Below are 6,307 nucleotides of genomic sequence, written 5' to 3' on the forward strand. Positions count from 1 at the left end.
CGGGGCAGCCGGAAACTAAAATTCACTGAAGGTCACGACTCCTCTCGTCATCCAGTGGATGCCGACGAGGCTAACCCTCTTTTCCGGCCAGGCCCGACCGACCGCTTCGACATATGCAGAAAGTTGCGGCCAATAGACAGGGAAGCGCCCTTCAGGATCGTCCACAGGATCGCTCTTGTGATCGATGATTGCGAGGCCGTCGTCGCCTTCGGCCAGACAATCGACAATGGCGCTCACGGAAGAACCATTAGCGTCCAGCCCGACCAGTGGGACTTCGTGTGAAATTATCGTATAGCCCCCGTCCTCTAGCCAGGATTTCACGGCGAGCGCCTGATGAGCGACCCGCTCGACCGTCTCCGCGTCGAGCCCGGTATGGCCAGGCAGCCGGAGTTTCATCTCCGGGCGCTCCATCATGACGCGCAGAGCCTGGTGAAGTGCGGTGCCGCGATCGGTATTGACGCAAAACAGATGATCCGGCACGGCAAAGGACGTTCCAACCCCGGCGCGCGCAATGACCGTCGGAAGCGGCAGGGCGGCATAGACAAGGCCTGACGGCTGGATGAGCCATGGAGCACCTGCCTCCCGCGGCGCGTCAGGAAGGATGGCCATCCTGCCGAAACCGTATCGCCGCTGGAGAACCGGGAGCTCAGCCGCCTCATCAAATTCGGGTGGCATATCCTCCGGGCAGTGTGTGACCCGGGCCCGAAAGCCAGCACCATTCAGCATTAACCTCCCTTCGCCGAGCGAGAGACCGCAGGCCGACGTCAATACGTGCGCATAGCTGCGGCATCCCTTCTCTTCGTCGATGCCCTTCTTCAGGTGAAAGGCAGGCCATTCAATGATCAGCTTGTCGCGGGCGCGGGTCAGCGCGACATAAAGAAGACGTCGCGCCGTAGCATTCGCATCGGGCATCAGTTCATCCAGGAAACGATCCCGAACCTCCTCAGCAGCGAATGGCGGGCAAAATCGAACGCTCGCCCGGTCAAGTACCGCGTCCAGATTATCGAAGCTTTCGAAAACCGTGGAGAGCGTACCAGGCCGCGGACTGAAATCATGGTCGAGACCGGCGACAACCACGACAGGCCATTCGCGCCCTTTGCATGCGTGCCAGGTGACGATCTCGATGCCATCCGCTGCGCCGGAACTCGGGTCGGGGCGGCGGTCGAAATCGTGGGCTCCAAGGCGCGCTTGCAACCAGCCGAGGAAGACCTTGGCATCGCTGCCGTAGAAGCCTGCAGCGGCCTTCATGTCGCGATGCGTATCGAGGAACCCTTGCGCCTCCGCTTCCAGCCGCAGCAGATCGGCACGCGCCTGTCGCGGGTCCTGTTGCTGCTCTGCCCAGTCTCGCAGCCCTGTAGCGGCAATGACGGCGTTAAGGAGCGTCGGCAGGGGAAGCCGCTTCGCGCATGGTGACAGCGCGTTCAGCCATGCAAAGGCAGGTTCCTCGAGCAGCGTGCCATCCGCTAGTCTTTGCAGCGCGTCTTGAAGCGGAATCCGGGCCGGCCCCAGAACAGCGAAGCAAAGGGCTGAATGGCGATCAGAGGGATCACTCGCGAGCGCGACTGCGTTCCTTGCCGCCCGGACCAGTTCGCTTGAATACCAGCCACCCGCATTGACGCGGACCGGCAACCCGAGCGCGCGCAGCGCTGCGGCATATCGCGTCGACAGCGCATGCGTCGGGCACAAGACAGCAACATCACTCGGCTCAAGGCGCCTCCCTTTCTGCGTATGGCGATCGGCTACCCACTGTTTGCGATCCTGAAGCACGTTGAACAGCCGTGCGGCGACATGATGCTCCGGCCGAGCGGCGGGTGCGCGGCTTGCTCGACCCTTTTCAATGTCGAGAACCTCAAGGGCACTTTCCGCCCCTGATGGTCGCTGGGGCGAAAGGGGAAGATACCCACCTGGGAAAAGACGGGGCCCGATTGCGTTCACAAAGGCCATTATCCGGCCGTCCGATCGCCAATTCCTGTCGAGCGGCTGAACCTTGTCGGCATTGGCCGCCACAAGGCCTTCCGTCAGACGCGAATCCGCGCCCTGAAAGCCCATGATGGCCTGCTTGATGTCTCCGACGAGCAGCGTTCGCGCCGCCACTAGGCCGAGGCGCCAAAGAAGCGCAAACTGGATGGGGTTGGTGTCCTGGAACTCGTCCACGATCACGCAGTCGATTTCAGCCAGCAGGGACGCGAGCACGCCATTGTCGTGCCGCAGCAGGCACTCGGCATTGGTGACCATGTCCGCATAGTCGATGACGCCGAGCTCACGCTTGCGTTCGGCATATCCGGCCAAGATCTCCTGAGCTCCTTCGACGAGTGCTGCGACGTGCTCGCAGGCGTCTACAAGAGGGCCGGGATGGACAGACAGCATATCGGCAGCCGCAATTACGGCCGCAGCGCACTCGTCATATCCGTCCGGCGTGGGGCACCCTCTTTTCGACTGGCGCAGCTTGCGCAGCCTCGACCAGAGCTGCCAGTCGCGATCCAGAACGGACCGGTCCCGCGCCCTTCGCAGTTGACGGTGGTCGTCCTCGAACGCTGCCCTCGCGGTTTTGGCATCTGTGATGTGTCCCACCCCCGATGGGAATGCCGTAAGGAGTGCAGTCACCGCCTTGCTCAACTGGTCGCCCAGTGCGGCGCCATCGCGCGCACTGGCACCATAGGTCGCGCGTATCGCCTCTTGAGCCATCCGGGCCAGTCCAGCGTAGCTGGCGCGGTCTCCAAGGTTGCGCAGAAGGTTGATCGTGGAGAAGACCTGCGCTCGGAACGAGTCCTCGATCGTCGTCTCGCCGTCGAACCCGCCCTGGTAGCCGTGGCGCGGAAGATCCTCGCTGAGCAATCTCAGACGCTCGCAACGCGCAATTTCCAGCCGCAACAGCAGGTCGCGCTCCTCGTCAGCGAGCAGTCTCGGCATCGGCGAAGAACCGTTTGCCAAGGCGTGTTCGGTCAGGATACGCAACCCTAGCGCATGGATGGTGGAGACATAGGCCCTGTCGATTGCGAGAGCCGCATCCACGGCACCCGCCTCAAGCAGGCTCGTGCGAATGCGCTGGCGCAACTCGCTCGCCGCAGCGTCGGTAAAAGTAACAGCCAGGATGCGTTCCGGGCGCACCACACCCGACTTCACCCAATCAGTGAGCGTCGTCATGATCCTGTGCGTCTTGCCTGCGCCGGCCCCGGCCGGCACCAAAAGGAGCTCACTCATCGGGCGTCTCCTCGTTCTCTTCGGCAGGAGCGTAGGTGAAGGCATCGATCAGCGGGCTTGCGTCGAATGCGTAGAGCCCCATCTTCGCTTCGTTGCTGAAGAATTTGCGGTCGCCCTCCTTGTTTAGCCTCACTTCGCCGCTTCGCAGCCGCACCACCTCGTCGCCCAGCTTGCCCATCGCCGCATGCGAGATGTCACTGTCGATGCTGGTGAAATGTCCGTTCGCCGGCAGATCTGCGCCATGAACCAGCATGCCGCTGTCGTTCATCAGGTGGTATGCTACGCCGACGCGATTGGCGCTGGCGAGAAACTCGCGGGCCTCGTCCACATTCTCCTCCGAAGAAGGTGCTTTGGCCATTGTCCGGTACAGTTCAACCTGTAGATCCCAACCCGCCTGCAGTCGGCCCTGCCGGTTCCTCGTCCCGCTTTTCTTGTGGTCGACGATGATCAACTGCCCGTCCTCCAGCCGCAGCAGACAGTCCGCTTTTCCATGCACTTCGACGCCGAAGATGCTACCGCGCAACCAGAACTCGTTGTTGATCACGGTCGCCCCGTGGGTTTCCAATGCCTCGCGCCACACAAGCGCGGACATGGTGATCTCCCGTACCAGCGATTGGCGCTCCAGCGCCCAAGCACTCGCTTGCATGAAGGGGGCAGTTTGGCGGATACGCTCCATCAGCAGCTTCGGTACGCGATCCTCTATTTCTCGCTTCGCCGGCAACGCCTCGCCTGGAAGGAATAGCCGCTCGAAAACCTCGTGCGCCAACAGGCCTTTGCGCAACACATCGACCGCTTCCGGCGACCACACTGCCTCGGTCGCTTCCAACTCGTGGAGGAGCCAAGAGAGCGGACTGACGATCAAGGTCTCGAGGCGGCTCGGAGACTGACGCCTGATCGTGCCATCCTCCTTTGTGCGCAATGTCATGAGGTCCCGACCGAGCAACAGATGAGATGGAACCTCGATCGGCGGGAGGCGCAGCATACTCCTCGTTTCAAAGGCCCGGGGAACGGCATTGGGCCAGGCTTCCTCGGCGACAGAGTCGAGATCGAGAATGAAATTCTCAGGCTCCTCGACGCCGTGGATACAGCGCGTGAAAAGCGGCAGTGATGCCGCAGGCGCCAGCCTGACGCCCATTCCATCGCGATATGGGCAAAGCAGTGTCAGGCTATGCGACGCGATGCCGATCTGGCGGCGGAAGAGGTCCATCCGTTCGGACAGCTGCCTCGCCCGCGTCGGCATGGATAACCCGCAGATGTTGCCGATCAGTTCGAGTTCGCGGTCGAGGAAGAAAGGGTTCGCTGTCACGGACGCTGGATATGCGCCTTCCGCGAAACCAAGCACGATGAGATGAGAAACCTCCCGCCATGGGTTCGCGGTATCCAAGAAAACCGTCACTCCCGACATCGTCCGGCTGACGGCTGCCGAAGCAGTCGGCGGCGCCATCGCCGTCACCCGCAGCAAACGGTCCCACGGTAGCTCGGCCGTCTCGGGCGGCTCAAGGAGGACTGCACGCAACTGGCCGACAAGGTCCTGTGCACGGCGAACATACAGCTGGAGGTCCGGACGCGATGTCATCGAACGCCCCAGCACGGCGAGGTCTTCGGCGAGCGCTCGCGTGGTCGGTTCGGCGTCTTTCCTGATAATCCGGTAGAGCGACGCGGACTTGCCCTCAAGCGATTTGGCCGCATGCGGGCGGTAGTCCCCGCTCATGACCGCGTTTGCCATTTCCTGCCCGACATTTTCTGCCCATGGCATCAACGGCGACGCCAGAAGAGAAGCGAGCACCATAGCCGGTGCCGGAGTGCGGCGAGCAAGCAGAAAATGCTGCACGGTTTCGGCAGCCAGATCTTTCTGATCGAGGGGCGCGGGAAGGCCCGAGAGAGGCAGGCCAGCGCGACCGAAGGCTTCTCCAACATAGATCGAGTAGGCGGTGTCGGGCGGCAGAAGCAGGCCGATTTCGGCTGGCGACAGCAATGGACTTTGTTCGAGCATCTGCTGAATCATGCCTGCGGTAACGTCAGCTTCCATCGCGGCATCGCGAACACCATACGCGATCACGGTGCCGTCGAGTGCGCACCTACCTTCCTTGTCGTCCAGAAGCCGTCGCTGGATTTCACCGAGCAGGGTCCCGGCATCCGCTCTCTTCCGTCGTGTTGCAACTGCTTCGGCATGTTCCGCGCGAAGGTGATCGGGTGCCGCACCATGATGTTCGAGAAGCCGAACTAGCAAAGCTCTCTCGGCGACACGAAAGGTACCGAAATCACTGCTCAAAAGCGGCAGACTTTCGATTGCGTCGTTCGCAGATGCTTCCAGAACATGGCGCATCACCCAGAGATCATCAGGGAGCTCATCACCGATCACCTCCCATAAGGCCATCAAGGAGACCAAATGACGCTTTGCACGGCTGCCTGCGGGCAGCACCGCGAGATCCATTTGCGGCATCCGCAATGTGCTCGTCGCAAGCATCAATTCGCGCAAGGCTCGGTCGACCGCCGCCGCGGTTTCCGCCGGGGCCACCTCAAAGCTGTTGCGCCACGGCGTATCGACCACACCCGCAAGTGCGTATTTGATGTCGAAATGTCGCTGTTGACGCGGAACGAGGTAGGTGGCGCGTAAAAGTTCGATGGTTACCGGCCGCACTGCCCCGGAAACGGGATGTACATATTGGATTTCTCCCCACTCAAACATAGCCACTCCCGACAGCTCAGCGTACTGAATTCGCACAGCGCTAACGCCATCGGGCGACAGATTCGGTCGCCCCCTCGACTCAGCCCAAGTCCAATCCCGCCCCAGCAACAATCGAAAAGATGAAGCCGCCACCTACCAGGGTCAATCGTCCTCGCGTGAGTATTAGGTGTGTCCCAGGGTTTGGGAGCAAATTACTGCAAGCCGCGTCGGTCTTAGGGAGATGGGAGGCTCTGTACGAGATCGCCACGGAAGTCGCTATCACCTCTCGGCGAGTGCGTCTGGCCGATCTGCAGCTTAAGCGCTGTGCATGTCCCGGATCTTCCCACCTTGCGCGAGGCTGCCGGCTGCCAGAGCAACTTCCATGGGCATACGAAAGTATTGAAATCTCCCACAAAAACCGGGCAGTATGCCCGCGAC

2 protein-coding genes are annotated in these 6,307 nt (G+C 61.6%); both read right to left on the reverse strand.

The features are described 5' to 3' along the window. Positions 1-15: 15 nt before the first annotated feature. Positions 16-3,201: a UvrD-helicase domain-containing protein gene (locus WHT83_RS24185; RefSeq protein ID WP_406872617.1), complete on the reverse strand. Its 3,186-nt coding sequence runs from the start codon at positions 3,199-3,201 to the stop codon at positions 16-18. After that, positions 3,194-5,890, reverse strand: coding sequence for a PD-(D/E)XK nuclease family protein (locus WHT83_RS24190; RefSeq protein WP_406872618.1), 2,697 nt, complete (start codon positions 5,888-5,890; stop codon positions 3,194-3,196). Before WHT83_RS24190 ends, WHT83_RS24185 begins: the two co-directional genes overlap by 8 nt. Positions 5,891-6,307 lie beyond the last annotated feature (417 nt).

The sequence above is a fragment of the Aminobacter sp. P9b genome (assembly GCF_045345995.1).
Taxonomy (GTDB): domain Bacteria; phylum Pseudomonadota; class Alphaproteobacteria; order Rhizobiales; family Rhizobiaceae; genus Aminobacter; species Aminobacter niigataensis.

What these genes read in the sequence shown, in the direction of transcription:
- WHT83_RS24185 (WP_406872617.1), bottom strand. Translation starts at nt 3,201, where the DNA reads ATGAGTGAGCTCCTTTTGGTGCCGGCCGGGGCCGGCGCAGGCAAGACG.
- WHT83_RS24190 (WP_406872618.1), bottom strand. Translation starts at nt 5,890, where the DNA reads ATGTTTGAGTGGGGAGAAATCCAATATGTACATCCCGTTTCCGGGGCA.